Below are 24,946 nucleotides of genomic sequence, written 5' to 3'. Positions count from 1 at the left end.
CCGACCGCAGCTACGGCCCCGGCCGTGACGGCGGCGTCGCCCCCGCCCCGCCCGTGCGCATCCGGGCAGGCCTCACGGCCGTACACCCGGGAGCGGGCGTACGGCGGGTCGGGCCCGGGGGTTCAGCGGGGCCGGCACCCGGCCAGCCCCGCCCCTCGCCCGTACGGGTCACGGGGCGTCAGACGCCCGCGCCCAGCACGGAGTTGATCTGCTTCGGATCCCCGCACACGATCAGCAGCGCACCGGCTCGCGCGAGCGCGACCGGCAGTGCCGTGGCGGCCGCTTCGGCGGGTCCGCCGTTGGCCGCGAAGACCACGACGGGACGGCCCGCAGCGCGCTGGACCTGCGCCGCGTCCGCGTAGAAGACGTCGTCCCCGGCGTCGTGCAGGGCCCAGTACGCGGCCTCGCCGAAGGACAGCTCGTGAGCGGCCCACGGGTGCAGGTCGCCGGTGGTGAGCACCAGGATGTCACCGGGCGCGCGCCCGGTGTCGAGCAGCAGGTCTACGGCCTCTTCGGCCGCGTCCAGCGCACCCTGCGCGGAAGCCGGGATCAGCTGGATCTGCGGCACCGCCGCGGAGACGGACGGGGTGGTGGGGGTGGTGGCGGGAACGGACCCGGGAGTGGCCTGCGGTGCCCGTTGCGCGGGCGGTGCGGGCCGGGCAGGACCGGGGCGCCCGGGCCGCGGGACGGCGGCGGGACGCGGACCAGGTACGGGGCGGGGGGTCGGTGCGGTGCGGCTCGCGGCCGGCGTGACGCGGGGACCCTGGGCACTCTCGTGAATCTGAGGCTCCTCGTGGGTGAGAGGCATGAGTGGGTGACTATCAAACACCGGTACGAAACGTACCGGCCGGTGGCACGTGGGTGCGATCAGAAATCGAAGCCGAGTTGGCCTCCGTTTTCCAGTTCCATCGATTCCTCGCTGCGGCGCACCTTCTTGAGGTGGCGCCAGCGGGGCAGGGCGTCGAGGTACGACCACGAGAGCCGGTGGTACGGGGTGGGACCCAGCTCCTCCAGCGCGGCCCGGTGCACGGGCGAGGGATATCCGGCATTGTCGCCGAAGCCGAAGACCTCGAAACCACCGCCCTGCTGGCCCAGTTCGGCCATCATCCGGTCGCGCCGGACCTTGGCGATGACGGAGGCTGCGGCGACGGCCACACAGGACTGGTCGCCCTTGATCACCGTGCGGACCTGCCAGGGCGCACCGAGGTAGTCGTGCTTGCCGTCGAGGATCACCGCTTCGGGCCGGACCGGCAGCGCATCCAGCGCACGCTCGGCCGCCAGCCGCAGCGCCGCGGTCATCCCCAGCTCGTCGATCTCCTCCGGGGAGGCGTGGCCCAGGGCGTATGCGGTGACCCAGGCCTCCAGGACCTCGAGGAGGGCGTCGCGCCGCTTGTGCGTCAGCAGCTTGGAGTCGGTGAGCCCTTCGGGCGGGCGGCGCAGTCCGGTGATCGCCGCGCACACGGTGACCGGACCGGCCCAGGCCCCTCGTCCGACTTCGTCGACCCCGGCGATGACCTTGGCGCCGGTGGTTGCGCGGAGGGAGCGTTCGACGGTGTGGGTGGGTGCTTCGTACGGCATGGCGCCAGCAAGGTTACGCCGCCCCGAGCCGCCTGCACACCCCGGCCCGGGCACAGTCGGCGCGGCGGCTCACGGGCCGATCAGCGGCACCATCACCCGGTCGATCATTTCCTCGATCTCCCCCTCCGGCCATTCGCTTCCGCACATCTTCGCGCGGTACATCAGCATTGCCGGAATGACATCCACGACAAACGGACCAGTCGCATCCGGTCGCACGTCACCCCGGTCGACACCCCGCCGCAGAAGATCCCCGATCAGCCTGTGCGCGGGCTGGTGCAGCCCCGCCCGGATCACGTCGATGAACCGTTCCGCATGGGTGGGGTCGCATTCGTGAAGCACTGCGCGCAGCGCCTGACCCGCCGGTGACCGCATGACGTCCCGCATCCGCACACACAGCAGGCGCAGGTCGTCCCGGACCGATCCGCGGTCCGGGATCTCGCCGATCGGCGGAAGCCCCCTGCGCAGCACCTCCGCCACCAGCTCCGCCTTGGAGGACCAGCGCCGGTAGAGCGCCGCCTTGCCCGTGTGGGCGCCGGCGGCGACGCCCTCCATGGTGAGCGCGTTCCAGCCGGCGGTGCCCAACTGCTCCAAGGCCGCGTCCAGAATCGCCCGTTCGAGTTCCGGACCCCGTCTGCGCCCGGCCGGCGCCGCCGGCCTGCGCACCTCCGCCGTCACTGCTGCCTCCGATCTGCCCGTGTGCCCCTCGCACGCATTTTCCGCCACGAGGAACGGTTGTGTCCGCTCAGGACCGCCTCCTACGGTGGACCTCCAGTGAACGGATGCGTTCACTATTTCACTACGGGGGGTTCCATGGTGAAAAGCCGACAACTCGCCGCGGCCCGGATACCGGGCGCGGCCCGCCGCGAGGGCCGTCCCGGCGTGGCGCTCGTCGTCATCGCCGCATGCCAGCTCATGGTCGTGCTCGACGCGACGATCGTGAACATCGCACTCCCGCACATCCAGACCGCCCTGGCCTTCTCCACCACCGACCTCTCCTGGGTGATCAGCGCCTACACGCTGGCCTTCGGAGGGCTGCTGCTCCTGGGCGCCCGGGCCGGCGACATCCTCGGCCGACGACGCGTGTTCCTGACCGGAATCCTGCTCTTCACCCTGGCGTCACTCCTCGGCGGCTTCGCCCAGGAGCCGTGGCAGCTGCTGGCCGCGCGCGCCCTGCAGGGGGTCGGCGGGGCCATCGCCTCGCCCACCTCGCTGGCCCTGATCACCACGACCTTCGCCGAAGGCCCCGAACGCAACCGCGCCTTCGGCGTGTTCGCCGCCGTCTCGGCGGGCGGCGGCGCCATCGGCCTGCTGGCCGGGGGCATGCTCACCGAGTGGCTGGACTGGCGGTCGGTGCTGTTCGTCAACGTCCCGATCGGCCTGCTGATCACCGTCCTGACCCCGCTCTACATCGCGGAGTCCGAGCGTCACCCGGGCCGCTTCGATATCGCCGGGGCGCTCACCTCGACCGGCGGCATGGCCTCGCTCGTCTACGGGTTCATCCGCGCCTCGGAGGACGGCTGGCGGGACGGGCTGACCCTCGTGTCGTTCGCCGCGGCCGTGGTCCTGCTCGGGCTGTTCGCGGTCATCGAGGCCCGGGCCCACGAGCCGATCGTCCCCTTGCGGATGTTCGCCGACCGGAACCGGTCCGGCACCTACCTGATCATGCTGGGGCTCGCGGCGGCGATGTTCGGCATGTTCTTCTTCATCGTCCAGTTCGTACAGAACGTCCTGGGGTTCTCCCCGATCGAGGCCGGGCTCGGCTTCCTGCCGGTGACCGCGGCGATCATCACCGCGGCCGGCCTCTCCCAGCGGCTGCTGCCGCGGTTCGGCCCCAAGCCGTTCATGGTCGCCGGATCGGCCCTGACCGGCATCGGGCTGGCCTGGCTGACGTTCATCCGCACCGACAGCTCGTACGTCTCCGGCGTCCTCGGGCCGATGCTGCTGTTCGGCTTCGGCATGGGCCTGAACTTCGTGACCCTCACCCTCACCGCCGTCTCCGGCGTCGCCCGGCAGCAGGCGGGCGCGGCCTCCGGGCTGCTGAACGCCAGCCAGCAGGTGGGCGGCTCCCTCGGGCTGTCGATCCTGGTGACCGTCTTCGGCAGGGCCAGCCGTACCGAGGGCGAGAAGCAGGCCGCGGACTTCGCCGCCCGCGCCGACGCCGACCAGCTGGCCGCCTTCAAGGAGACCGGGCGGCTGCCCGACCCCTGGGGAGACCTGGTCCTGACCCAGGGCATGGCGACCGCTTTCCTCGCGGCGGTGGCCATGGCCGGACTGGCCCTGGCCACGGCGCTGCTGGTCATCCGGGTGCGCAAGAGCGACCTGGCGGCCCTGGGCGGCGCCGCCGCCGAGGCCGGCCCGCCGGCCTGAGCCGGTACGCCCGTACGGGCCGGGTCGCGGGAGCGGTCCCGCGCTCCCGGTCCGGTCCCGTACGCGCGCGGGCGCGGGTGCGGCCGGCGCTATTCCACGCTGCGTGCGAAGGTGCCCAGCCGCGAGCAGACCTCGTACGAGGCCGTCACCGGGCGCTCGTCCAGGATCTTGCGGGCCCGGTACTCGCCGAGGCTCATCGCGTACCACGGCACCCCGCCCGCCTCGGACAGGTCGTTGTTGATGCCTCGCAGCGCGCAGGAGCGCTGGGGTTCGGGCAGCCGGTCCAGGGCGGGCACCGCGTCCGCCGACAGGGACTGGAAGTACGCCAGGTCGATCTTGCCGGTCCGGTGGAAGCGGTCCGCGTTGTTCTCGGCGACCATGCCGTCGGGCGAGAGCAGCCCGAAGGCCAGGACGGCAACCACCGCGCTGCCCGCCACCGCGCGCGGCAGCCAGCGCGCCCCGAAGGCCCCCGCGGCCATGATCAGGGCGATGACCAGGCCGAGCCACAGCTCCATCGCGGCCACCGAGACCCGCAGCCGGGTCAGCCCGTACGCCTCCACGTACAGGTCCATGCGGCGCAGCGCGGAGGCGACCACGACCAGGGTGAGCACGCACAGCGTGCCGAGCACGGCCCGGACCAGCCGCCGGTCGCCGGCTCCGGCGCGCGGGGCCCAGCGCAGCGCGAGCGCGATCACGGCCAGGGTGAGGAGGGTGGCCCACAGCAGCTGCCAGAAGCCCTGGCGGGCGTACTCGGAGTAGGTGAGCCCGGTGGAGCGCAGGACCTTGTCGTAGCCGCCGAACAGGACGGCCAGCTGGACGGCGTTGAAGCCGGCGAAGAGCAGGTTGAGCACGACGAGCGGAAGCGCCCATTCGACGCGGGACCGGGGCTTGCCCGGGGCCGGCCGGATCCGGTCCCAGTGCGAAGGGGCCGCGGCGGTACGGGCGATGGCCAGCGCGAGGACGGTGCCGACCGCGAAGAGCGCCAGGCGTACCGGCCCGTCGCCGACGGAGACTTCGGGGGTCAGCCCGCTCAGCAGGTCCGCGAAGGCGGCGTCGGCGGAGGCGAAGAGGGCGCCGAACAGCACCAGCAGGACGGCGGCAACGCCGACCGCCTTGGTGACGGGCACCCAGCGGGTGCGGTCGACGCCGCTGCTGCGCGAGCGCAGTCCGGTCCAGGCCCAGCGGACGCCGGTCATGAGGGAGTCGGCGAGGCCCAGCGGGCTGAGCAGCACACCGACCCAGGTACGGCTGCCCTGCAGGGCCAGTGCGCCGGTGAGGACGGCGGCGAGCAGGGCGAGGGTGGTCGGCCAGCCGGCGTCGCGCAGCGCGGGCACGGCGAGCAGGGCGATGCAGCCGAGGGCCCAGGCCACGGTCCAGGGGCGGGCCCTGCGGCGGGCGGTGCGCGCGGCAGCGTACGCGGCGACGACGGCCGGCACCACGGCGAGCAGCAGGCCGAGACCGAGGCCGTCGCCGAGGAGGAGGGCCGCGGCGAGGCCTGTGGCGGCTGCCGAGACCAGCACGGTCGTCGACACCGGCGCGGCCTCGGCGGGCTCGGCGGCCGTGGCCCACGGGAGCGGTGCGACGGACCACACGCCCTTGCGGGCCCGCTCCTGCCGGACCCGATAGGCCTGCCAGGCCTGCGGATCCCACCCCGGAGGCACGGCGTACGGCGCGCCGGCGGCCTGCCCCGGGGCGTGGACACCTGCTCCGCCGGCGACGGCCGACGGTGCGGCCGTGGCTCCGGCGCCCGATGCGGCAACGGCTCTGGCGGCCGGAGCAGCGGCTGCGGCACCCGCGGCCGACGCGGTCCCTGCGGCCGGAGCGCCTTCTGCGGCCGGAGCAGCGGCTGCGGCTCCCGTGGCCGCAGCGTCCCCTGCCCCTCCGGCGGCCCCTCCGGCTGCTGCCGCGGCCGCTGCAGCAGCACCTTCTTCGTCGGAGTGGCCGTCCGCCGCTGCGCGGGCGTTCTCTGACATCGGGTTCCCCTCCCTGTCAGCCGCCCCGTGGAAACCATGAGGCGGCGAAGCGGACAGGGTAGGCCTGTGACGTGCGGCTTTACCGCTCCTTGGGCAGGCCTGTGGCAGGACCGTGACAATCCGGCCGGCGCGGCGGCACCCCGCCCCCACACCCTCGAAGACCCTCCGCCGAGCGAGGCCGGGCCGCCCGGCGCTAGACGGCCGGGGTCCGGGGCAGCCAGTCCGGAAGCGCCTCCGTCCGGGCGAGCCAGTCAGCCGGAAGGAGGGCTTCCCCGCACGCGCCCAGCACCCCGCCGACGATCGCGCAGGTGGTGTCGACGTCGCCGCCCACCTGAGCGGTGGTCCAGAACGCCCGCTCGTAGTCGTCCAGCGAGCGCGCCGCCGACCACAGCGCGAACGGCACGGTGTCGTGCGCACTGGTGCGCCGGCCGCAGCCGAGCACCGCCGCCACGGTGGTCGCGTCCCCGTAGTCCAGCATGTCCCGCGCCCGCCGCAGCCCTGCGCCGACCGCGCTGCGCGGCACCAGGGCGATCACGTTGTCCAGCAGGTCGGCGGCGGTGGGCGGGCCCAGCGGATCCGCCGCGAACGCTGCCGCCGCGGCGACGGCCATCGCCCCGCAGACCGCCTCGCGGTGCTGGTGGGTGGTGTAGGCGGAGATCTCCGCCTGGTGCGTGGCCTGCTCCGGGTCGTCGGCGTACCAGGCGCCCAGCGGCGCGATGCGCATGGCCGCGCCGTTGCCCCACGAGCCCTGCCCGTTGAACAGTTCGGCGGCCAGGGTGCGCCAGTCCTCACCCTCGCGGACGAGGCGGAGCATCCGGTTCACGGCGGGACCGTAGCCGCGGTCGAAGTCGTGGTGGTGGGCGAAGGAGTTGGCGAGGGCGTCCTGGTCGATGCGTCCGTGCTCGGCGAGGACCGCGACCACCGAGCAGGCCATCTCGGTGTCGTCGGTCCACTGCCAGGTACCGGCGCCGGCGGGCAGCTCGCGGCGCTTGAGCAGCGGGTAGTTCACGGGAACGAAGTACTGGGAGCCAAGGGCGTCCCCCAGGGCCAGCCCGCGGAGGCTGGACAGGGCGCGTGCGTAGCGCCTTTCGGAAGAGGAGTCAGCGGTCATCGCGCGTCACTTTAGCCGTCCAGGTCGTAAGGCTCGGGTGTGGTCCACCGCTCAAACGGGCGGTCCATCCGGTAGCGGCCGTCCGGTCCGAGCAGCAGCATGCGGTACTCGCCGTTGCCCGGATTGGACAGGGCCTCGAATTCGGCCACCGACCAGTGGAACCAGCGCATGCAGAACAGCCGCATGGTCAGTCCGTGCGTCACGAGCAGCACGTTCGGCGGGTGGTCCGGTGCCTCGAAACTGCGGTGGAGGCTCTCCAGGAAGGAGCCCACCCGGTCGTAGACGTCGGCGCCCGACTCTCCTTGTGCGAAGCGGTAGAAGAAGTGGCCGTAGGCGTCGCGGTAGGCCTTCTGCAGGCGTACGTCGTCGCGGTCCTGCCAGTTCCCCCAGTCCTGCTCGCGCAGCCTGGGCTCCTCCCGCACCCGCACCCGCGCCGGGTCGAGCCGCAGCTCCCGGAAGGTCTGCAGGGTCCGGCGGTAGGGGGAGACGTAGGCGCTGATGTGCTCGTCGCCGAAGAGCTCACGCAGCCGTTCGCCGGCCTGTGCGGCCTGCTCCCGGCCGCGCCGGGTCAGCCGCAGGGCGTGGTCGGGCTCCCGCTCGTACACCGTGTCGTCGACATTGCCCTCCGATTCCCCGTGCCGGACAAGGACGATGCGCCGTGGTCGTACCATCCCACGACCCTATGCGGCCATCGGCGCGCCCTGCATCCGGGCGCGCCGATCAACCTGTCGCTCTTCGTACGGTCATACCGTCCAGGCCGATTCGAGGTCGACGACGTCACCGGTGAGGGCCTCGACGTCGGCCTCGGTCTGCGCGCGCAGCCCGAGGCGCTCGACCCGCTCCTGGCGGTACTTGCCGTGCTCGGCGGCCGCATGCCACATGGACAGCACCAGGAACTCCCGCCCCGGCGCCTCCCCGAAGAGTCCGCGGATCATGCCGGGCGACCCGGCCATGGCCGGGTTCCACACCTTCTCCTGCATGAGGGCGAAGTGGTCCACGCGGCCCTCCCGCACGCGGGTGTGGGCCACGCGGACGACGTCGGCATCGGTGAAGCGCGGCTCGAAGCCGGTCTTCACGTCGAAGCGGTGGTCGAACAGGGTGACCCGGGCGTTCGTGTACGTGCCGGTCTGTGCGGCCGCCAGGCGGTCGTACGAGCGCGCCATGAACGAGTCGTAGAAGGAGCGGCTCTCCCAGAACGCGAAAACATGCGCGACCCCCTGCCTCCCCCGGCTCCAGCCGCCGCCCTGTCCCCGGAATCCCGGCTCGCCAGGCAGCCCCGCCCATTTGCGCTGCCCGCGCTCGAACCCGCGTCGGTCCGTCACCGTGCAGCGAATCCACTTGACCAGCACGGCGTCATGGTACGGGCCCGGCGCGGCCGGGGTCAGTCCCCAGCGCGGTTGATGCGTGCCAGGTCCTCCGCATCCCGATCGGACAGCCGAAGTCCGAACTCCCGGTCGAGTACGGCGAGGAGCTCGCCGGGGGCGACGTGCTCGGACTCGGTGCGCCCGTCGGGATAGAGCCGGGTGAGCTCGCTGCCGACGAGCGCCGTGCGGACGGCGTCGCCCGGCTGCTGCACGATGACCTGCCCGATGAAGGCGGAGCGAGGGTGGGAGGAGCTGTAGTGGTTGAGCAGGACGTAGTCGACGGGGTGGTAGCGCTGCGGGGAGAAGGCGTACAGATCCCGCCAGGTGCCGCCGCGCAGCATGGACAGCGCGAGGATGCCGTCCTCCTCCTCGCGCACGACGTACGTCCACTCCCCCTGCACCCGTTCGGTTCCCGGGCGCGTGAGCGGAACCGGCTCCCGCGGCCCCTGGTGGCCGAACCCGGCATCGCACAGCCAGGGTTCACCCTCCACGGTGACGACGAGGACGGCGTGCGTCACGGGCAGGAGCGTGTCGCCCCGGGTGCGGTTGCGGGCGCCGCGCCCGGAGACCTCGAAGCCGATCCGCTCCAGGGCAGCGGCCAGCAGCGAGTTCTGCTCGTAGCAGTAGCCGCCGCGGCGGCCGTGCACGAGCTTGTCCTCGATGGCCTTGACGTCCAGCCCGACGGGGCGGCCGAAGAGCACGTCCAGACTCTCGAAGACGATCGCACCGGTGTGGGCCCGGTGCACTGCGTACAACGTCGCGAGGTCCGGCCGGAGTTCCCCCTCGTCCCCGACGGGCCCGTCATAGCCGATCCGCGCCAGATACGCGTCGAGATCCAGCTCGTCACCGCTCCACATGACTCCCCCGCCCACCGTGTCCCAGGCCGAAACCGCAAGGCGCCGAGCGCACCCCGCTGCGCACAATGATCGGCATGACGGCCCTGCACACCAACCCGCTCTTCGCCCGCCTCACCGACGCCGAGAACATCCTGATCACGGGCGCCGGCGGCGGCTTCGACATCTACGCCGGCCTCCCCCTCGCCCTGTCGCTGCTCCACCAGGGCAAGCGCGTCCACCTGGCCAACCTCTCCTTCAGCGCGCTCGCCGGCCTGCCCGCCGAGGCCTGGGTGGCCCCGGACCTGGCCGCCGTCACCCCGGACGCCGCCCCGCACCAGGCCTATTTCCCGGAGCGGACGCTGGCGCAGTGGCTGGAGCTGCACCGCTATCCGGCCACCGTGTACGCGCTCCCGCAGGTCGGCGTGCAGCCGCTGCGGGAGGCGTACCGGGCGCTGACCGACCTGCACCGCATCGACGCGGTGGTGCTGGTGGACGGAGGCACCGACATCCTGATGCGCGGGGACGAGGCCGGGCTCGGCACTCCGGAGGAGGACCTGACCAGCGTCGCGGCCCTGGCCGGCCTGGACGGCGTACCCGAGCGCCTGGTGGTGTCGGTCGGCTTCGGGGTGGACGCCCACCACGGGGTGAGCCACGGGCTGGTCCTGGAGAACATCGCGGCGCTGGAGCGCGACGGCGCGTACCTGGGCGCCTTCTCGATCTCCCGCCACACCCGCGAGGGCGCCCTCTACCTGGACGCGGTGGCGCATGCGCAGGACCGGACGCCCGATCACCCGAGCATCGTCAACGGCTCCATCGCGGCGGCCGTCCGCGGCGCCTTCGGCGACGTGCACTTCACCGACCGGACGAGGGGCAGCGAGCTCTTCGTCAACCCGCTGATGTCCTTGTGCTTCGTCTTCGACCTACCCGGCCTGGCGGCCCGCTGCCTGTACCTGGACCGCATCGAGCAGACCCACCTGATGCGGCAGGTGAGCTCGCGGATCGCGGAGTTCCGGGACGAGGTGGTCACGCGCCCGGCGCGCCGGATACCCCACTGAGGGGATACCCCACTGAGGGGATACCCCACTGACGCCGAAGGGGACCGACCACCGGTCGGTCCCCTTCGTCACGTCTCGCCTACTGGCCCGGCCCGCCTATGCGGCCACCGGGCCGACGGCGATCAGCTGCAGCCGCTGGTCGAGCCGCAGCCCTCGCAGATGTAGCAGGAGCCGGCGCGCTGCATCTTCGTACCGCAGGAGAAGCAGAGCGGGGCGTCCGCGGAGACGCCGAGCTGCATCTCCACGAGCTCGGCGCTGGAGTGCGCCGTCTTCGGGGCCGGGACCGGCACGGCCTGCGCCTTCGGGGCCGCGGGGACGGCCGCCAGCGGGGCGGACTGGGCCAGGGACTCCGTGTCGACCTCGTCGTCGAGCGGCTCGTAGGAGCCGGTGTCGAGGTGGCGCTGGCGCTCCTCGGCGGTGTGGATGCCGAGCGCCGAGCGGGTCTCGAAGGGCAGGAAGTCCAGGGCCAGGCGGCGGAAGATGTAGTCGACGATCGACTGCGCCATCCGCACGTCCGGGTCGTCGGTCATGCCGGCCGGCTCGAAGCGCATGTTGGTGAACTTCGAGACGTACGTCTCCAGCGGCACGCCGTACTGGAGGCCGACCGAGACGGCGATGGAGAAGGCGTCCATCATGCCCGCGAGGGTGGAGCCCTGCTTGGACATCTTCAGGAAGACCTCGCCGAGACCGTCGTCCGGGTAGGAGTTGGCGGTCATGTAGCCCTCGGCGCCGCCGACCGTGAAGGAGGTGGTGATGCCCGGGCGGCCCTTGGGGAGGCGCTTGCGGACGGGGCGGTACTCGATGACCTTCTCGACCGCCGCGCGGATGGTGTCCTCGGCCTTCTCGGTGACCTCGACCTTCTCCTCCTCCTTCTTCTTGGCGGAGAGGGGCTGGCCGACCTTGCAGTTGTCGCGGTAGATCGCGAGCGCCTTGACGCCCATCTTCCACGCCTCGAAGTAGATCTCCTCGATCTCCTCGACGGTCGCCGACTCCGGCATGTTGACCGTCTTCGAGATCGCGCCGGAGATCCACGGCTGGATCGCGGCCATCATGCGGACGTGGCCCATCGGGGAGATGGAGCGCTCGCCCATGGCGCAGTCGAAGACCTCGTAGTGCTCGGTCTTCAGGGCGGGGGCGTCGATCACGTTGCCGTGCTCGGCGATGTGGGCGACGATCCCCTCGATCTGCTCCTCCTGGTAGCCCAGGCGGCGCAGGGCCTGCGGGACGGTGCCGTTGACGATCTGCATCGAGCCGCCGCCGACGAGCTTCTTGAACTTGACCAGGGCCAGGTCCGGCTCGACACCGGTGGTGTCGCAGGACATCGCGAGACCGATCGTGCCGGTCGGCGCCAGGACGGAGGCCTGGGAGTTGCGGAAGCCGTTCTTCTCGCCGAGGCGCTGGACGTCCTGCCAGGCCTCGGTCGCCGCGGCCCAGATCGCGTTGTCCAGGTCCTCGGTGCGCGGAGCCGCCGCGTTGGCGTCGGCGTGCTGCTTCATGACGCGCTTGTGGGCGTCGGCGTTGCGGGCGTAGCCGTCGTACGGGCCGACGATGGCGGCCAGCTCGGCGGAGCGCTTGTACGCGGTGCCGGTCATCAGCGAGGTGATGGAGGCGGCGAGGGTGCGGCCGCCGTCGGAGTCGTACGCGTGGCCGGTCGCCATCAGCAGGGCGCCGAGGTTGGCGTAGCCGATGCCGAGCTGGCGGTAGGCGCGGGTGTTCTCGCCGATCTTCTGCGTCGGGAAGTCCGCGAAGCAGATGGAGATGTCCATGGCGGTGATGACGAGCTCGACGACCTTGGCGAAGCGCACGGCGTCGAAGGACTGGTCGCCCTTGCCGTCGTCGTTCAGGAACTTCATCAGGTTCAGGGAGGCGAGGTTGCAGGACGTGTTGTCCAGGTGCATGTACTCGCTGCACGGGTTCGACGCGGTGATGCGACCGGACTCGGGGCAGGTGTGCCAGTGGTTGATCACACCGTCGTACTGGATGCCCGGGTCGGCGCAGGCCCACGCGGCCTCGGCCATCTTGCGGAAGAGCGCCTTGGCGTCGACCTGCTCGATGACCTCGCCGGTCATGCGGGCGCGCAGGCCGAAGCTGGTGCCGTTCTCGACGGCCGTCATGAACTCGTCGTTCACGCGGACGGAGTTGTTGGCGTTCTGGTACTGGACGGACGTGATGTCGTCGCCGCCCAGGTCCATGTCGAAGCCCGCGTCGCGCAGGGCGCGGATCTTCTCCTCCTCCTTCACCTTGGTCTCGATGAAGTCCTCGACGTCCGGGTGGTCGACGTCCAGCACGACCATCTTGGCCGCGCGGCGGGTGGCGCCGCCCGACTTGATCGTTCCGGCGGAGGCGTCGGCGCCGCGCATGAAGGAGACGGGACCGGAGGCGTTGCCGCCGGAGGAGAGGAGCTCCTTGGAGGAGCGGATGCGGGAGAGGTTCAGGCCGGCGCCGGAGCCGCCCTTGAAGATCATGCCCTCTTCCTTGTACCAGTCGAGGATCGACTCCATGGAGTCGTCGACGGACAGGATGAAGCAGGCGGAGACCTGCTGCGGCTGGGGCGTGCCGACGTTGAACCACACCGGCGAGTTGAAGCTGAAGACCTGGTGGAGGAGGGCGTAGGTCAGCTCGTGCTCGAAGATCTCCGCGTCGGCGGGGGACGCGAAGTAGCCGTAGTCCTCGCCGGCCTTCGTGTACGTCTTCACGATGCGGTCGATGAGCTGCTTCAGACCGGTCTCGCGCTGCGGGGTGCCGACGGCACCGCGGAAGTACTTGCTGGTGACGATGTTGACCGCGTTCACCGACCAGAAGTCGGGGAACTCGACGCCGCGCTGCTCGAAGTTGACCGAGCCGTCGCGCCAGTTCGTCATGACGACGTCACGGAGCTCCCAGCTCACCTCGTCGTACGGGTGCACGCCCGGGGTGGTGTGGATGCGCTCGATCCGCAGGCCGCCCTTGGCGGCCTTGGTCCCCTTGGCGCGGGAACCACGTGCCGAGCTGCTCGCCGTCTCTGTCATGCCGCCTGCCTCCCATATGCGGGCAAAAACGCCCTAAAGTGCCAGCGTTATTCCTGGTCCGCGGCACAGTGCTGTGTCTTGTTACGTTTCTTCGCCTGGCCGAGCAGACGGGCCGCGACGGGATGCGCGGCCGTCCGGGTCAGTCGGCGGCGGAGGCGGGCACGGGGACCGAACCGGTCCCTCCGGGCCCGCACTCTTCGGGCTGAGGCCGCGGCACGCGCAGTTCGGCGATGGCGGTCTCGAAGTCCTCAAGGGTGTCGAACGCTTTGTACACGGACGCGAACCGCAGGTACGCGACCAGGTCCAGCTCCTGCAACGGGCCGAGTATGGCCAGACCCACGTCGTGGGTGGTCAGCTCGGCGCTGCCGGTGGCGCGCACCGCCTCCTCGACCCGCTGGCCGAGCTTGGCGAGGGCGTCCTCGGTGACGGGCCGCCCCTGACACGCCTTGCGCACGCCGGAGATGACCTTGGTACGGCTGAAGGGTTCGGTCACCCCGCTGCGCTTGATCACCATCAGCGAGGCCGTCTCCACCGTCGTGAAGCGACGGGAGCAGTCGGGGCACTGGCGGCGTCTGCGGATCGACGTGCCGTCGTCCGTGGTGCGACTGTCGACGACGCGGCTGTCGGGGTGCCTGCAGAAGGGGCAGTGCATGGTTCCCTCACCCTCCCTCTTGGCACGACTGAATCACCCCGCCAAGCACCGGAACGACCGAGACGGGCTCTGTCGGGGCTTGCGGAGCAGCCCCAAGCATATGCGATCCCGGAGAGCTCGCGAGACCGTGGACCACTAGTTCTGGGTGGCCGCGCTCATCCAACCACTAGATCTTGGGTTGCGGTGGATTTGCATCGTTCCGCGTGTCGCCGCGTCCGGTCACCGGACGCGGGGGCCTGCGGTGCCACACTGGGGGCAGGACCGGAAGGCGCCGGCCCGACCGATCCGAGCGGGAAGGGTACCGTAAGCGGCGGACGGGCGACCGAACCCGCGTTCGGCCCGGCTGATCGTCCATACACCTCTCGATGTGTCCACGGCGGCCGATCTGCGATTTTTCACTCGAACGTGTGTTTGGCGCAACCTTTCGAAAGCAACTACCGTTGTCCAGCTAGGGAGAACATTTCGAGAGGGGCCGACGTGACCACCACCGCAGACAGTGCCGCCATCACTGCCCAGAACCGCTCCCAGAGCCGACTCGAGCCGGTGCATGCCATGAACGACGCAAGCCCGAACCCGGAGACGGAGGCCCTGCGCCCCGCACGCTCGCTGCCAGGACGACCTCCAGGCATCCGCGCCGACAGCTCCGGGCTCACCGACCGGCAGCGGCGGGTCATCGAGGTCATCCGCGACTCCGTGCAGCGCCGCGGCTACCCGCCGTCGATGCGCGAGATCGGCCAGGCGGTCGGCCTGTCCAGCACCTCGTCCGTCGCCCACCAGCTGATGGCCCTCGAGCGCAAGGGCTTCCTGCGCCGCGACCCGCACCGGCCCCGGGCGTACGAGGTCCGCGGCTCGGACCAGCCCAGCTCGCAGCCCACCGACACCACCGGCAAGCCCGCCGCCTCGTACGTTCCCCTCGTCGGCCGGATCGCGGCAGGCGGCCCCATCCTCGCCGAGGAGTCCGTGGAGGACGTCTTCCCGCTCCCGCGGCAGCTCGTCGGTGACGGAGAGCTCTTCGTCCTCAAGGTCGTCGGCGATTCCATGATCGAGGCCGCGATCTGCGACGGCGACTGGGTCACCGTCCGCCGCCAGCCCGTCGCCGAGAACGGCGACATCGTCGCCGCCATGCTCGACGGCGAGGCCACGGTCAAGCGCTTCAAGCGCGAGGACGGCCACGTCTGGCTCCTCCCGCACAACTCGGCCTACCAGCCGATCCCCGGCGACGAAGCGACCATCCTCGGGAAGGTCGTCGCCGTACTGCGCCGGGTCTGATCCCGCGCCCCCCAACCAGCTCCGGGACCTACTGCGCCGGTCCCGGAGCTGTCGTGCATCCGGCCTCCGGCTACTTGCCGTCGGCCTTCGCGACCGCGTCGATGGCCGCCAGCGAGCGGCGCACCTGGTTGCGGTCCACGGTGTACCAGAAGTCCGGCAGCGTGGCCTTCAGGAAGCTGCCGTAGCGGGCCGTGGCCAGCCGGGGATCCAGGACCGCCACGACACCCCGGTCACCGGCCGCCCGTACGAGACGGCCCGCGCCCTGGGCCATGAGCAGGGCCGCATGCGTCGCGGCGACGGCCATGAAGCCGTTCCCGCCGTGCTCCTCCACCGACTTCTGCCGGGCGCTCATCAGCGGGTCGTCGGGGCGCGGGAACGGGATCCGGTCCATGACGACCAGCTGACAGCTGGGGCCGGGCACGTCCACGCCCTGCCACAGGGACAGCGTGCCGAACAGGCAGGTCTTCGGGTCCGCCGCGAAGTTCTTGATCAGCTCGCCCAGAGTCTCCTCCCCCTGCAGCAGGATCGGGAAGTCCAGCCGGGTGCGGAGCTCCTCGGCGGCCGCCTTGGCCCCGCGCATGGAGGAGAACAGGCCGAGGGTGCGGCCGCCGGCCGCCTCGATCAGCTCGGCCAGCTCGTCCATCATGTCGCCGCGGGTGCCCTCACGGCCCGGGGTGGCCAGGTGCTTGGCCACGTAGAGGATGCCCTGCTTGGGGTAGTCGAACGGCGAGCCCACGTCCAGGCCGCGCCAGACCGGTGCGTCGTCCGCCTCCACGCCCTCGGGCGAGAGGCCCAGCGAGGCCGCGACCCCGTTGAAGTCCCCGCCGAGCTTGAGCGTCGCCGAGGTCAGGACCACCGAGCGGTCCTCGAACAGCTTCTCGCGCAGGAGGCCGGACACCGACAGCGGGGCGACCCGGAGGGTGGCGCCGAAGCGGTCGTGGCGCTCGTACCAGACCACGTCGTACTCGGAGCCGATGGTGATCCGCTCCGCCACGGCGTGGATGTTCTCCACGGCGGCCAGGGCCTGCTTGCGGACCGCGTCCTCGTCGTGGACGGACTTGTCCCTGGTCGCCCCGATCGCCGAGATCACGTTGCGGGCGGCGTCCCGCAGGGACATCAGCGCGTACCGGAGGTCCTCCGGGATCTCCTCCAGCCGGCCGGGCAGGGCCAGCTCCATGACCCGCTCGAAGGACTCGGCGGCGGTCTGCAGGGCATCGGCCGTCTTCTCGTCGACGAGCTTCGCGGCCCGCTTCACGCCGCGGTTGACCTGGCCGGGCGTGAGCTCACCGGTGGCGACGCCGGTCACGCGGGAGACCAGCTCGTGGGCCTCGTCCACGATCAGCACCTCGTGCTGCGGCAGCACCGGTGCGCCCTCGATCGCGTCGATGGCGAGGAGCGCGTGGTTGGTGACGACGACGTCGGCGAGCTTGGCCCGCTCGCGGGCGGCCTCGGCGAAGCACTCCGCCCCGTACGCGCACTTCGTCGCGCCCAGGCATTCGCGGGAGGAGACCGAGACCTGGCCCCAGGCCTTGTCGGAGACGCCGGGCGTGAGGTCGTCCCGGTCGCCGGTCTCCGTCTCGTCGGCCCAGTCGCGCAGCCGCAGCAGGTCCTTGCCCAGCTTGCTGGTCGGGGCGGCCGCCTCGAACTGGTCGAAGAGGCCCTCCTCCTCGTCCTGGGGGGCGCCCTCGTGCAGCCGGTGCAGGCACAGGTAGTTCGAACGGCCCTTGAGCATGGCGAACTGCGGGCGGCGGCGGAGCTGCGGGTGCAGCGCCTCCACCGTCCGGGGCAGGTCGCGCTCGACGAGCTGGCGCTGCAGGGCCAGCGTCGCGGTGGCCACGACCACGCGCTCGCCGTGCGCGAGGGCCGGCACCAGGTAGCCGAGGGACTTGCCGGTGCCGGTGCCGGCCTGGATCAGCCGGTGGGTGTTGTCGTCGATCGCTTCGGCGACGGCTTCGGCCATGGCGACCTGGCCGGGGCGCTCCGTGCCGCCGACGGCGGAGACGGCGGCGTGCAGCAGGTCGGGGAGGGAGGGCTTCGTCATAGCACCTCCAACCCTACGGGGCGCCACCGACAGTGACGGCCACCACGGCTACTCATGGCCGATACAAGGGGTTGGGTGCGGTGCCGTGCCGGACCGCCTGCGGGCGGTCGGGGCGGTCGCGGTAGCCGTCCGCGTACAGACGGTTCCGGTTCAGGCAGAGCCGGTCGATGCGCGGGGCGAGGAGGTCGAAGAGCGCGTGGCGCGGGCCGAGCTCGGGGAAACGTTCCCGGTGGCGCAGGATCTCCGCCCGTACGAGGGACCAGAACGCGCGCTCCGGGACGCCGAGGCCGTCCTCGCAGAGTGCGGCGAGGTAGCGCAGGACCCCGACGAACAGGCCGGCGTGGAGGTGCTGGGGCAGGGAGTCCGCGGGTTTGTCGCGCAGCACGGCCCGCACCTCGGCCGGCATCGGGACGAGCTCGGGCAGCGGCTCGCGGCTGATGTTGATGTCGTCGACGAAGTCCTTGAGGGCGATCCGGACGGGCACGTCGCGCTCGTCGAAGATCACGGTGGTGTTCTCGCCGTGCGGGGAGAAGACGGTTCCGTAGCGGTGGAGGAAGTGCAGGAGCGGTGGCAGGAGCGCGCCGAGGAGCCGTTGCAGCCAGGCGGTGGGGGCGAGGCCGGAGCGGGCGACGAGCTCGGCGGTGAAGGACCGGCCGCGGGGATCGACGTGGAGGAGGGAGGCGAGCGTGCGGGCCCGTTCGCCGGGGGCGAGGTGGCCGGTCAGCGGCTCGCGCCAGATCGCGCCGAGGAGCTCGCGGTACTGGTACGGGGCCTCGGGCAGGGCGTCGTACACGGGGTGGCGGACGGTGACCGAGGCGACCTCGCCGAGCAGGACGACCCGGCATTCGTCGCGCAGGAAGGGGTCGGCGTCGCGGAGGGCGTGGAGCCAGGCGGTGACGGCGGGGGCGGCGAGGCAGAGGTCGGGGGGCAGGCCGCGCCAGACCATGGTGTTGAGGACGGTGAGCGGCAGCTTGACGCTGAGCCGGTCGGGCCGGGTGAGGTTGAGGAAGGTCCGCACGGACTGCTGCGGGAGGCGTATGTCGGGGTCGGCGGGGAGCGGGACCAGGGCGCCGGAGGCGAGGGCGGGGGCGAAGAGGGGGAGGACGATCTCGTCCCACTGCCAGGGGTGGACGGGCAGGAGGAGGTACACGCGGGGGTCGAGGCCGCGTTCGCGCAGGGTGCGGTCGAAGGCGGCCCGGGTGAGGGGGTCGAGCTCCGCGGCGTAGAGGCGTGCGGGATCCTCCAGGCCGGCCGTGCCGCGGTAGGCGGCCAGGGAGGTGTGGGCGGCGAGCCAGGGCAGCCGCTGGCGGGTGCGGGTCTCGGGGGCCCAGGCGGCGGTGTCGGCGGCGGACAGTCCGGTGCGGCCCTTGTTGAGGACGAGCCAGGGGTGGCCGGTCTGGTGGCCTTCGAGCTCGGCGTGGTCGAGATCGGCGAGGACGTCGGCGGTGAGCGCGGTGTGGGCGAGGCGGGCGTCGGCGGCGAGGGTGGCGCTGAGCTCGCGGACCAGGTGGCCGAGGGTTGCGCCGTCGAGGCCGAGGAGCCTGCGGGCGCGGACGAGGAAGGCGAACGGGTCGGTGAAGGCGGTCGGGGGGTCGGCGGAGGGTGCGGGCGGCATGAGGGTGAGGGTGTCGGGGGCGACCTGCCAGCTGTCGTACGCGCGGCGGCGGGCGCGGAAGCCGAGGCTGCTGCCGTCGTCGAGGGTGAGCTGCCAGGCGTCGCCGGCGGCGGCCGGGGCCGGGACGGGGCTGACGATCTCCTCGTAGGCGAACTCGCCCAGCATCTTGGCGAGCAGGCGACGCGAGACGAATTCCCAGGTGGCGGCGGTGAGTTCGGGCGGGGAGCAGGGGTGGTGGGGAAGGGGCGCGGCGGCGTGGGGGAAGTGCGGGTCCGGCGGGTCGGGGGCGGCGGAGAAATTCGGCACGGTACTCCTCGGAAACCGGGAACTTTGCTGCGCGGCGCAGAGTTTTCGATATGAGGCCGTCGGGAGGGGCGTCAGAGGAGGTTGCGGAGGGCGCGTTCCCGGACCATCAGGGCGGCCCGTTTCGCGGGGAGTTCGATTTCTCCGGCACAGCGGAAGCCGGAGTTGAGGAAGGCGGAGAGGGAGGGGGTGTTGCGGATGTCCGGTTCTGCGATGACGCGGGTGCAGCGCGGGCGGTTGTCGAGCACGAGGTTGGCGACGGCGCGCAGCAGGGTGGTGCCCAGGCCGCGGCCGCGGTTCGTGCCGTCTCCGATGAGCAGGTGGATACCGGTGTCGTGGGGGCGCGCCGCGTAGTGGCGGGCGATCGGGTCGAGGTCGGCCCGGTAGATCTCCCAGTAGCTCATGGGGATGCCGTCGAGGAGGCCGAGGCAGGGGATGCTGCTGCCGTCGCCGTCGAGCTGGGCCCGCAGGTGGGCCGCAGTGGTGGAGGCGGGGCCGGAGAGTTCCCAGTAGGCGTCCACGGCGGGGTCGTTCATCCAGCCGGCGATGAGTTCCAGGTCGCGCCCGAGGCGGACGGGTTCGAGGCGGAAGGCGCCGACGGGGGTGGCGGTGGCGCTCCATGCGGCCGGGGAGTCGAGCAGGTCGGCTTCGGCGAGCAAGGGCAGCAGCTGGGCGGTCAGGCGCAGTTCGGCGGTGAGGTGCAGGGCGGCTGTGTCGGTCGTGGTGGGGCCGATCGGGGCGGCGGGTGTGTCGGTGGAGGGCATCGGCGCTCAATCGTGGAGGGGGTTGGCGATAGTGACGTAGACGGACTGGGAGTCGACGGGGCCGACGAGTTCGTCGAGGCCGCCCAGGCGGGTGAGCAGGTTCGCCTTGCAGCGCAGGGTGGGTGAGTCGAGCAGCCGTGCGGGGACGGGTCCGAGGGCGCAGGCCTTGCCGAGGAAGCGGCGGAAGGCGGCGAGCAGGACGCGTTCGTCGGCGAGCCGTTGCGATCCGAAGGCCCCGATGAGGCCGAGCACGTTGTTGATGCCGAGGTAGTAGGTGAAGCGTTCGTCGGTGACGGCGTCGGAGACGAAGGTGTCGCTGGCGTCGCCGATGCCGGGGAGCCGGTGCTGCAGTTCCGTGCGGCGGGAGGCGCGGAAGTAGTAGCCCTGGTTGTCGCGGTAGCGGCCGCCGACGGGCCAGCCGGCCCGGTCGAGGACGACCAGGGTGTTCTGCTGGTGGGCTTCGAGGGCGATCCCGGCGAGGGCGTCGAAGGCGAGGACGGGCTGGATGACGTGGTCGAGGTAGCGCAGGAACCACTCGGCGGCGACGGCGGAGGTCGGCCGTCCGGTGGTGGCGGCGAGCCGGGAGACGGTTTCGGCGAGCCGTGAGCGCAGGGTGGTGCGGCCCGGCCAGGGGCGGGGCGCGGCGAGTGCGGCGATGCAGACGGCGTCGTCGTGGGAGCGGAAGGGGTTGTGGCGCAGTACGACGTCGAGTCCGGGGACGGGGGTGCCGTCCGGGGCGTCGACGGCGACCCAGGCGGGGTCGCGCACGATGTCGAAGCCGGGGTGGGCCGCCTGCCACTGTTCCGCGAGGCCGGTGCGGAGCAGCCGGTGCACCTCGACGCCGCGGTGGAGCTCCTTGCGGAGGTTCTCACGGCGGGAGTTGGTGATGCGCAGGCCGAGGGAGAGCTTGAGCATCGCCGGGGCACCGGGGCGCAGGACGGTGCGCACGGAGGAGGTGGGGTACCAGGGTTCGCCGTACGGGCCGAGGTCGTGGAGGAGTCCGGCGTCGCGCAGGGCGGTGACGGCGGGGCGTTGGAGCAGGTCGCGGGCCTGCCAGGGGTGCAGGGGAAGGGGGGTGGCGCCTTCGGGCAGCGGGAGTCCGGGGGCGAGCCGGCCGAGGAGCCGGGCGGCGGAGACCGGGCGGCCGCGTTCGGTCCAGGCGGAGTCGGTGGCGAGGACGGCGGGTGCGATGGCGAGCCAGTGCAGGGGGAAGGAGCCGTGGAGTTCGGGTGAGTAGCGGCGTACTTCGGCTTCGGAGAGTCCTTCGCGGCTCTTCGGGTCCGGCTGGAGGGGGTGGCCGAGGAGGAGGGACTGTTCGGCGGTGAGGAAGAGTTCGCCGGCGACGGGTTCGGGCGGGGTGGGCCGTTCGCGCCGGTCGGCGATGAACTCGGCGGTGCGGCGGACCGAGTCGGCGACCCGGGCGACGAGGTCGGTGCCGCCGCGGCCGCTGGCGTTGCCCTCGCGGGCGAGGAGGGAGGCGAGCGTGACGGCGTCCAGGGCCGGGGCGGTGGCGGGTGCGCCTTCGAGCCGGGCGGGGGCGAAGCGGTGCCAGCCGGTCGGGGACCAGTAGCGGACGGCGACGAGCAGGGCGGTGCCGGATGCGGGAAGGGGGATGCGCAGGAGGGTTCCGGCCGGGCCGTCGGGGCGGCCGAGGCCGGTCTCGCGGACCCAGCACCGCAGGAGGTTCTCCACGGCGGCGGCCTCGGCGGCGACGGCCGGGTCGCTGTGGTCCAACAGGTCGGGCAACAGAGCCGGTTCGGGCCCGGGCAGGCCGGCGGCGCCGATACGGGGGCGGAGCGTGCCGTGGTTCTGCCGGGGGACCATGGCTCCGGCGTCGGTGGCCGGCGGCGCCTGGGGGACCACCGGGTCCCCACCCGGGCCGCCGCCCCCGTCCCGTCCGCCCGGGTGGGCTCCGGCCGCCCCCTCCGGCAGGGCCCCGACCCCGGGCTCCTGCGGGGCCACGATGCCCGGCCCGGCCGCCGACTGCGGGGCGGCGGCGCCCTGCCCGGCTGCTCCCGCGGCGGTGCCGGCCGCTCCGGCGCGGGTGGCGGTGCCGGCCGCTCCGGCGCGGGTGGCGGTTCCGGCCGCTCCCCCGCCGCCGGGGGCGGCATTGCTGGCCGCTCCCGCGCTGCCTAGGGTGGCGGCCGCTCCCAGGCTGCCAGCCGTGGTGGCCGCTCCCGCGCCGCCCGGGGTCGCGGCAGGCGCAAGGCCCGCTGGCCACTCGGTCCGCAGCGCGCGCTCGGCCGCCTGGGCCCGGTGGGCCGGCGTGCCGGCCCCGGGCCGGACTACGCCCTCGCCCGGAGCCCGCCCGAGGGACGCGGTGGCGGGCCGGCTAGGGCTGCCCGCGGGCAGCTTCCGGTCCGTTCCCGGCTCCCCTGCGCCGGAGAGCCACCCGTCGGCCCCGGCGGTCGCGCGGGGCTGCACGTGAGCCGGGGTGCCAGCCTCGGCCGCCGTGAGGTGGCCGCTGCTCGGACGCTGCGTGTCCGCCGCGACCGCCCTTCCGGGCGCTGACGCCTGCCCTGCCCCCAGGGGCCAGGGGCGGGCGGCTGCTTCCGGCGCTGCCGCATGCCCTGTCGCCGGCTGCTGCGGGCGGGCTGCGGCCGCCAGTCCCGGCGCTGACCCAGGCCCCGCTACAGGCGGCTGGGGGTGGCCGGCCGCTTCGGGCGCCGCCGCCCCTGCCACGGGCGGTTGGGTGGCGGCCGCTTCCGCATGCCCTGCCGCCGTCAGCTCGGAGCGGGCTGGGGCTGCACGTTCCGGCGCCGGCGCCGGCCCCGTTACAGGCGGCTGCGGGTGGGCGGCCGCTTCGGGCGCCGGCACCCGCCCTGCCACGGGCGGCGGGATGGCGGCCGCACTCCCGGGCGCTGCCGCATGCCTTGCCGCCGGGGGCTGGGGGTGGGTGGCTGCTTCCGGTGCTGCCCCAGGCCCTGTCGCCGGCTGTTGGGGGCGGGCGGGGGCTGCAAGATCCGGCGCTGGCGCCGGCCCCGATACAGGCCGCTGCGGGTGCGCGGCCGCTTCAGGCGCTGCCACCCGCCCTGCCATGGCCGGCTGGGCAGCTGCCGCGGTTTCGGGCGCTGCCGCGTTCCCTGTCGCCAGAGGCTGCCGGTGCGAGGCCGCTTCCGGGGCTGCCGCTTGTCCCTCCGCCTGGGGCTGAGTGACGGCCGCCGCTTGTCCCTCCGCCTGGGGCTGAGTGACGGCCGCCGCTTGTCCCTCCGCCTGGGGCTGAGTGACGGCCGCCACTCCGGGTGCTGCCGCATGCCCTGCCGGCAGAGGCTGTCGGTGCGCAGCCGCTTCCGGGGCTGCCGCATGTCCCGTCGCCGGGGGCTGGGGGGCGGCCGCCGCTCCGGGGGCTGCCGCATGCCCTGCCGGCAGAGGCTGTCGGTGCGCAGCCGCTTCCGGGGCTGTCGCATGCCCTGTCGGCAGGGGCTGGGGGTGACCAGGCGATTGGGGGGCTGCCGCATGTCTCGTCGCCGGGGGCTGGGTGGCGGCCGCGGCTCCGGGGGCTGCCGCATGTCCCGCCGGCGGGGGCTGGGGGGCGGATGCGGTGGTGGGGGCTGCCGCGGACGCTGTCGGCAGGGGGTGGGGGTGCGCAGCCGTTTCGGGGGCTGCCGCGTGGCTTGCCGCCGGGGGGTGGGTGGCGGACGCCGTTGCTGGTGCTGCCGCCCGGGGCTGGGTGGGGCCGGGGTGTGGGGTTGGTTCGGGGCGGGGGGTGGGGTCGGGCATGGGGGTCCTTGTCAGGGGCGGGGGGATGCGGCGGCGGGGAGGGCGTCGGCGAGGCGGTCGAGGACGGCCGCGGCCTGTTCGTCGGTGAGGGTGAGCGGCGGGAGGAGTCGCACGACGCTGGCGTGGCGGCCGCCGAGTTCGACGATGAGGCCGCGCCGTAGGCACTCCCGGCGGACGGCCGCGGCCAGTTCGGGGGCGGCGGCCCGGGTCTCGGGGTCGGCGAGTTCGACGCCGAGCATCAGGCCGCGGCCCCGCACCTCCCCGATGCAGGGGTGCTCGGCGGCCAGGGCGCGCAGCTGCGCGAGCATCCGCTCGCCCAGCTCGGCGGCGCGCTCGGCGAGACGGTTCTGCCGTACGTAGGCCAGCGTGGCGGTCCCGGCGGCCATGGCGAGCTGGTTCCCGCGGAAGGTGCCGGCGTGGGCCCCGGGGCCCCATACGTCGAGCCCGGACCGGTACACGATCACCGCGAGCGGGAGGCTGCCGCCGATCGCCTTGGACAGGACCATCACGTCCGGGACCACCCCGGCGTGATCGACACCCCAGAAGGCGCCGGTCCGGCCGACGCCCGTCTGCACCTCGTCCGCGATCAGCGGGATCCCGCGGGCCTCGGTGATCTCCCGCATGCGGCGCAGCCAGGCGTCGGGGGCGGGGAGGACCCCGCCCTCGCCCTGCACCGGTTCGACGATCATCCCGGCGGGCGCCGGCACACCGCCCTTGGGGTCGTCCAGCAGGCTCTCGGTCCACCGGGCCCCGAGCCGGGCTCCCTCGGGCCCGCCGACGCCGAACGGGCAGCGGAAGTCCTGCGGGTACGGCAACCGGGTCACCCGGACCTCCGGGGCCCCGCCCGAGGCCCCGAGGGCTCCGGCGGTCATGCCGTGGTAGGCGCCGGTGAAGGCGAGCAGGCCGGAGCGCCCGGTCGCGGTGCGCACGAGGGTGAGGGCGGCCTCGACGGCGTCGGTTCCGGCGGGCCCGCAGAACTGGATGCGGGCGTCGGCCGCGAGACCCGCCGGCAGGGTGGCGAACAGCTCGGTGGTGAAGGCGTCCTTGACGGGGGTGGCGAGGTCGAGGACGTGCAGCGGGGCGCCGGAGTCCAGCACGCCGCGGATGGCTTCGAGCACCACGGGATGGTTGTGGCCGAGGGCCAGCGTGCCGGCGCCGGAGAGGCAGTCGAGGTAGCGGCGCCCGTCGGCGCCCTCGATGGTCAGGCCGCGGGCTCGTACGGGGACGATGGGCAGGGAGCGCGCGTAGGTGCGGGCGGCGGATTCCCGCAGGGCCTGCCGGCGCAGGATG

The 24,946-nt window shown here is 73.1% G+C and carries 18 protein-coding genes; 3 read left to right on the top strand and 15 right to left on the bottom strand.

What is annotated here, in order from left to right; all coding sequences use genetic code 11:
* Nucleotides 1-178 precede the first annotated feature (178 nt).
* The 3 genes from AB0F11_RS09510 to AB0F11_RS09500 all read right to left on the bottom strand — a co-directional run bounded on the left by AB0F11_RS09510 (nucleotide 179) and on the right by AB0F11_RS09500 (nucleotide 2,253).
* Nucleotides 179-808, bottom strand: coding sequence for a hypothetical protein (locus tag AB0F11_RS09510; protein ID WP_362170087.1), 630 nt, complete (start codon nucleotides 806-808; stop codon nucleotides 179-181).
* 59 nt (nucleotides 809-867) lie between these two features.
* Entirely contained in the window at nucleotides 868-1,578 is a 711-nt protein-coding gene (locus AB0F11_RS09505) for a ribonuclease HII (RefSeq protein WP_362170085.1), read from the bottom strand.
* A gap of 69 nt (nucleotides 1,579-1,647) precedes the next feature.
* A complete protein-coding gene (locus AB0F11_RS09500) occupies nucleotides 1,648-2,253 on the bottom strand; it encodes a TetR/AcrR family transcriptional regulator (RefSeq protein WP_362170083.1) in 606 nt (201 codons plus the stop codon).
* 135 nt (nucleotides 2,254-2,388) lie between these two features.
* On the opposite strand from AB0F11_RS09500, the gene AB0F11_RS09495 reads away from it, so the two are divergent.
* Nucleotides 2,389-3,945, top strand: coding sequence for an MFS transporter (locus tag AB0F11_RS09495; RefSeq protein WP_362170081.1), 1,557 nt, complete (start codon nucleotides 2,389-2,391; stop codon nucleotides 3,943-3,945).
* Between the two features lie 89 nt (nucleotides 3,946-4,034).
* On the opposite strand, the gene AB0F11_RS09490 is transcribed toward AB0F11_RS09495, so the two are convergent.
* The 5 genes from AB0F11_RS09490 to AB0F11_RS09470 form a co-directional block, all read right to left on the bottom strand.
* Nucleotides 4,035-5,918, bottom strand: coding sequence for a DUF4173 domain-containing protein (locus tag AB0F11_RS09490; RefSeq protein ID WP_362170079.1), 1,884 nt, complete (start codon nucleotides 5,916-5,918; stop codon nucleotides 4,035-4,037).
* Between the two features lie 193 nt (nucleotides 5,919-6,111).
* On the bottom strand, nucleotides 6,112-7,029 hold the full coding sequence (locus AB0F11_RS09485; RefSeq protein ID WP_362170077.1) for an ADP-ribosylglycohydrolase family protein: 918 nt from the start codon (nucleotides 7,027-7,029) through the stop codon (nucleotides 6,112-6,114).
* Nucleotides 7,030-7,040: 11 nt separating this feature from the next.
* Nucleotides 7,041-7,700 (bottom strand): histidine phosphatase family protein, encoded by a 660-nt coding sequence (locus tag AB0F11_RS09480; protein WP_362170075.1) that lies wholly within the window; start codon nucleotides 7,698-7,700, stop codon nucleotides 7,041-7,043.
* A 72-nt stretch (nucleotides 7,701-7,772) separates the two neighbouring features.
* Complete coding sequence (locus AB0F11_RS09475) at nucleotides 7,773-8,378, bottom strand: YdbC family protein (RefSeq protein ID WP_361904870.1); 606 nt, start codon at nucleotides 8,376-8,378, stop codon at nucleotides 7,773-7,775.
* 32 nt (nucleotides 8,379-8,410) lie between these two features.
* Nucleotides 8,411-9,250 (bottom strand): arylamine N-acetyltransferase, encoded by an 840-nt coding sequence (locus AB0F11_RS09470; protein ID WP_362170073.1) that lies wholly within the window; start codon nucleotides 9,248-9,250, stop codon nucleotides 8,411-8,413.
* A gap of 74 nt (nucleotides 9,251-9,324) precedes the next feature.
* Here AB0F11_RS09470 and AB0F11_RS09465 point away from each other — a divergent pair, with 74 nt between their 5' ends.
* Nucleotides 9,325-10,284 carry a DUF1152 domain-containing protein gene (locus AB0F11_RS09465; RefSeq protein WP_362170071.1) on the top strand — a complete coding sequence of 320 codons (960 nt, stop codon included), beginning with the start codon at nucleotides 9,325-9,327 and terminating at the stop codon, nucleotides 10,282-10,284.
* A gap of 122 nt (nucleotides 10,285-10,406) precedes the next feature.
* Here the strand turns inward: AB0F11_RS09465 and AB0F11_RS09460 are convergent, their stop codons facing one another.
* Together AB0F11_RS09460 and nrdR are read right to left on the bottom strand one after the other, a co-directional pair.
* Nucleotides 10,407-13,292: a vitamin B12-dependent ribonucleotide reductase gene (locus AB0F11_RS09460; protein ID WP_362170069.1), complete on the bottom strand. Its 2,886-nt coding sequence runs from the start codon at nucleotides 13,290-13,292 to the stop codon at nucleotides 10,407-10,409.
* 139 nt (nucleotides 13,293-13,431) lie between these two features.
* Entirely contained in the window at nucleotides 13,432-13,944 is a 513-nt protein-coding gene (gene nrdR / locus AB0F11_RS09455) for a transcriptional regulator NrdR (protein WP_361904878.1), read from the bottom strand.
* 477 nt (nucleotides 13,945-14,421) lie between these two features.
* Between nrdR and lexA the strand changes: the two genes are divergently transcribed.
* A complete protein-coding gene (lexA, locus tag AB0F11_RS09450; protein ID WP_362170067.1) occupies nucleotides 14,422-15,213 on the top strand; it encodes a transcriptional repressor LexA in 792 nt (263 codons plus the stop codon).
* A gap of 70 nt (nucleotides 15,214-15,283) precedes the next feature.
* Here the strand turns inward: lexA and AB0F11_RS09445 are convergent, their stop codons facing one another.
* The 5 genes from AB0F11_RS09445 to AB0F11_RS09425 form a co-directional block, all read right to left on the bottom strand.
* Nucleotides 15,284-17,254 (bottom strand): ATP-dependent DNA helicase, encoded by a 1,971-nt coding sequence (locus AB0F11_RS09445; protein WP_362170065.1) that lies wholly within the window; start codon nucleotides 17,252-17,254, stop codon nucleotides 15,284-15,286.
* 52 nt (nucleotides 17,255-17,306) lie between these two features.
* Nucleotides 17,307-19,175 carry an IucA/IucC family protein gene (locus AB0F11_RS09440; protein WP_362170063.1) on the bottom strand — a complete coding sequence of 623 codons (1,869 nt, stop codon included), beginning with the start codon at nucleotides 19,173-19,175 and terminating at the stop codon, nucleotides 17,307-17,309.
* Between the two features lie 71 nt (nucleotides 19,176-19,246).
* A complete protein-coding gene (locus tag AB0F11_RS09435) occupies nucleotides 19,247-19,936 on the bottom strand; it encodes a GNAT family N-acetyltransferase (protein ID WP_362170061.1) in 690 nt (229 codons plus the stop codon).
* A 6-nt stretch (nucleotides 19,937-19,942) separates the two neighbouring features.
* Nucleotides 19,943-22,090: an IucA/IucC family protein gene (locus AB0F11_RS09430; RefSeq protein ID WP_362170208.1), complete on the bottom strand. Its 2,148-nt coding sequence runs from the start codon at nucleotides 22,088-22,090 to the stop codon at nucleotides 19,943-19,945.
* A 1,577-nt stretch (nucleotides 22,091-23,667) separates the two neighbouring features.
* Entirely contained in the window at nucleotides 23,668-24,945 is a 1,278-nt protein-coding gene (locus AB0F11_RS09425; protein WP_362170206.1) for a diaminobutyrate--2-oxoglutarate transaminase family protein, read from the bottom strand.
* Nucleotide 24,946: the final 1 nt, after the last annotated feature.

This window comes from Streptomyces sp. NPDC032472 (assembly GCF_040636955.1).
GTDB lineage: Bacteria > Actinomycetota > Actinomycetes > Streptomycetales > Streptomycetaceae > Streptomyces.
This window is presented reverse-complemented; position numbering and strand designations above follow the sequence as displayed.